Raw genomic sequence first — 3,679 nt, forward strand, 5'->3', positions numbered from 1 at the left:
TGAATGATCGAAGTGAGGAGCCGTATGCGTGAATTGCGCACGTACGGATCTGAGAGGGGTATGGGGCACAATCCGAGAAGGAAAGGCCCCGCCTACTCGACCATCCTTTTTCCGCGAAAATGGCCCGTTTTGGCGAAAAACCTGCGAAAGTGCAGGGATTCTCGATGAAATTGAAGCCGAGCTCATCTACTCGGTGAAAAGCCTATACAATTGTAGGAATTGTTTTGCTTCTAGCGTATCAACGAGCAAAAAGATGTATTGTTGCAGGTTTTCTCGTGCAGTCCGCGGATATACACGGGAACCCCGATTTTTCACTGACATACTCCAAGCCCTTCTCCCATATACTCTATCAGCAAGTTAAATTGATAGAACAAAAGCGAGGGATTAACGGCATGCTCTTCTTTTTACCAGGTCACAGAAACAAACAAACACAACGTCTTCGGCTGCTGATGGCGGTTCTATTGGTTTTCGTCTATTTTTGGCTCTCTGCGATACCCGCGCGGGCGGCGGACAAAGGGGATTCCTCGGCATTTGCAAACAGGCAGGAACAGGACGATCTCTACCGGAAACTCGAATCCGGCAAGCGGATTAAAGAGGAGAAGAGCTACACGGTCCCCGAACAGCCGACGGTCTATCTGACTTTTGATGACGGTCCGAGCAAGCTGACTGGAGAAGTGCTGGATATTTTGGAAAAAGAAAATATTAAAGCGACGTTTTTCGAACTTGGTGAAGAAGCCAAAGCGCATCCCGAGCTCGTAAAACGGGTGGTAAAAGACGGCCATACCTTAGGCAATCATACCTATGATCACGTATATAAAGAGTTGTACGGAGATTTTCGAACTTTTTGGGAGCAAATCCAGACGAGCGAAACTATTTTTCAGGAGCTTGCGGGAGTCAGGCCCCAACTGGTCCGGGCTCCGGGCGGAACCTATACGAATTTTGACGCGTTTTACTACTATTTTTTGGATCAGGCGGCATATACCGTCGTTGACTGGAATGTAGACAGCGGAGATTCGAAAAGAGCTCGCGTCCCGGTCGAGGAAATTGTCCAAACCGTTAAAAAGTCTCCGCTGGAGCACGAAATCATCGTTTTGCTCCACGATGGAACCGGGCATGAGGCGTCGGTTAAAGCGCTGCCCGAGATCATCAGCTACTACAAAAAGCTGGGCTACGCCTTTTCGCCGCTGACAACGCAGGTAAAGCCGCAGCAATTCGCGCTTGGCAGGCCCAAATGGACGCGAAGCATGAGCGCGAGCCATTTCAAGGAGCTTTTGCAAACAACCCGAAACTATGTGCTCGCGCACGCCCGGACTACGGAAATGGCCGAGGGGGATCCGAATCAACAATTGATCCGGCAATCCGAGACGGCTGTCCGGGAATCGGCACAAGCGCTGGCCGGACAGGAAGATGCGCAGCCGCTGCATATTGCATTGGGCGGAGGCAACAGCATGACGCTGGATAAGGATCGATATGACGTCCGGGGAGGCCGCATCGAGCTGCCTCTGCGCGTCCTTGTGGAGAGGCTGGGGGGCCGGATCGAATGGCGGGAAGCTGCGAGAACGGCCGAGGTTCATTACGGCACCGGCGATATCGAATACGATATACCGGACCGAACCGTCAGGGTATACGCGATGGGCAAGGAAAAGGCCAGGTATCCTCTGGCCGACATGCGGCTTGAAAACGGGACGATTATAGTCCCTCTTCATACGACGATTGACCTGTTGGGCGGGCGGATAACCGAAGCGGTGATGGAACCGGGCAGACGGGAAATATCGCTTGCCTTTCGTCCGGGCTTCATGTGGGCGGAGCTGCTTTTTTCGGCGGATAGGCTCCAGGACGGCCGGCAGTCTACTTTTCACAAATCTACTGTCTAAAATGGTAGACGACTGGAAAAACTAGAAGCATACCTTTGATAAAGGAGGCTTCTTGCCTATGCAGTCGAAAGCCAGGGCGTTCGATCAGCCGCAGCCTCTCGTGGAACGGATGATCATGAACGTCGAGAAAGTTATTATCGGAAAAAGAGAAACGATAGAGCGCGCCTTCGTGGCGATGCTCAGCGGCGGCCATATTTTGCTGGAAGACGTGCCGGGTGTCGGCAAAACGATGCTGGTCCGCGCACTCGCCAGAACGGTTGGCTGCGAGTTCAAAAGAATTCAATGTACGCCGGATTTGCTCCCGTCCGATGTGACAGGCGTTTCTGTTTATAATGCGAAAACGGGAGAATTTGAGTTTCGGCCGGGGCCTCTACTGACACCGATCGTGCTGGCCGACGAGTGCAACCGCACTTCGCCGAAGACGCAAGCGGCATTTCTCGAGGCGATGGAAGAGAAGCGGGTTACGATCGACGGCGTCAGCTACGACGTGCCGCAGCCTTTTTTGCTGCTGGCTACGCAAAATGCCGCAGATTTCGAAGGCACGTACGCTTTGCCGGAAGCGCAGCTGGACCGCTTTTTGATGAAGCTGCAGCTCGGCTATCCGACGCCGGAGCAGGAAATGCAAATGCTCGACCGGCTGCAGGATCGGCAGCCTTTGGAGCAGCTAAAGCCCGTCGTCGTTCAAGACGAGTTCATCCAGCTGCAAAAAGAAACGCGCATGGTCCACGTGGACGAAACGCTGAAAGAATTCATTGTCAGGCTTGCTCTGGTCACGAGGCAGCATACCGATCTGTATTTGGGGGCCAGTCCGCGGGCGTCCTATGCCCTGATGCGCGCCGCCCAGTCTTTGGCGTATATGCGAGGCAGAAGTTTTGTTGTGCCGGACGATATTAAAAGCTTGGCTATTCCGGTATGGTCGCATAGGCTGCAGCTGACTGCGGAAGCCAGAATGACGGGGAAAACCGCGGAAGCGGTCATGACCGGACTTCTTGCTTCGGCACAGGCTCCGGTGCTTCGCTATGCTTCGTCGAAATAGGAGGCGGAGCGATGAAAAGCTGGGGTAAATTCATGCTGCTCGCGGCCGGAACCGGGTTGTCGGCTGTTTTGGCGTATATGTACGACGGGTTCGCGGCCTGGTTCTTGCTGGACTGTTTGCTCATTATTTTGCTGCAGGCCGCGCTTATGCATATGTTTGCTTTGAAAGGCTTTCGCGCGGAGCGGATGCTTTCCCATTCCGTCAGCATGTCGGGAGAGGAGTTGGCCGTCTCCCTGCATATGGTCCACGCCTCGATGCTGCCGCTGCCATGGCTTCTGGTCAAAGAAACGTGGGTTCACAGTGTGTCGGAAAGCAAATTCGTATACCGCAGGCTGCTGTTCCCGTGGTTTCGGAAGTCGTTCCTGCTGCGCTACCGGATTACCGGGCTGATGCGCGGCGTGTACCGCCTGGCCGAATTTGAAGCGGCGGCAGGCGATTTGTTCGGCTTTGCCGTGAAGCGGATCAAAGCCGGGACGCAGCAGTACAGCTGCGTCGTGTACCCGAAGCCCGATGCCCTGGACCGGGCCGGCATGGCGTTTCATTGCGAAGACGGCGCGAAGCCTTCGCCGGCGCTGCCCCAAGCGGTGACGCCAGCCATCGGCGGCGTCAGAGACTATGCAAGCGGTGACCCGTATCACCGCATTCATTGGAAGTCAACAGCCCGGCTGGGCCGGCTGATGACCAAAGACGCCGAGCAGGCGGCCGCCGCGAGGCGCATGCTCCTGCTCGACGCGGCGCCCGCCGCAGGCCAGCCCGAAGCGGCCCGGCC

At 55.3% G+C, this 3,679-nt stretch carries 3 protein-coding genes; all 3 read left to right on the forward strand.

What is annotated here, in order from left to right:
• Positions 1-461 precede the first annotated feature (461 nt).
• Complete coding sequence (locus AC6RNO_RS36450; RefSeq protein WP_497108423.1) at positions 462-1,874, forward strand: polysaccharide deacetylase family protein; 1,413 nt, start codon at positions 462-464, stop codon at positions 1,872-1,874.
• A gap of 58 nt (positions 1,875-1,932) precedes the next feature.
• Positions 1,933-2,910: an AAA family ATPase gene (locus AC6RNO_RS36455; RefSeq protein ID WP_497108424.1), complete on the forward strand. Its 978-nt coding sequence runs from the start codon at positions 1,933-1,935 to the stop codon at positions 2,908-2,910.
• Positions 2,911-2,921: 11 nt separating this feature from the next.
• Positions 2,922-3,679, forward strand: a 758-nt coding sequence (locus tag AC6RNO_RS36460) for a DUF58 domain-containing protein (protein ID WP_497108425.1), incomplete at its 3' end; no start/stop codon positions are given.

The sequence above is a fragment of the Paenibacillus sp. sgz302190 genome (assembly GCF_059820445.1).

Bases quoted from the DNA above. Each gene is read 5' to 3' on its own strand.
- AC6RNO_RS36455 (WP_497108424.1), top strand. From the start codon at position 1,933: ATGCAGTCGAAAGCCAGGGCGTTCGATCAGCCGCAGCCTCTCGTGGAA.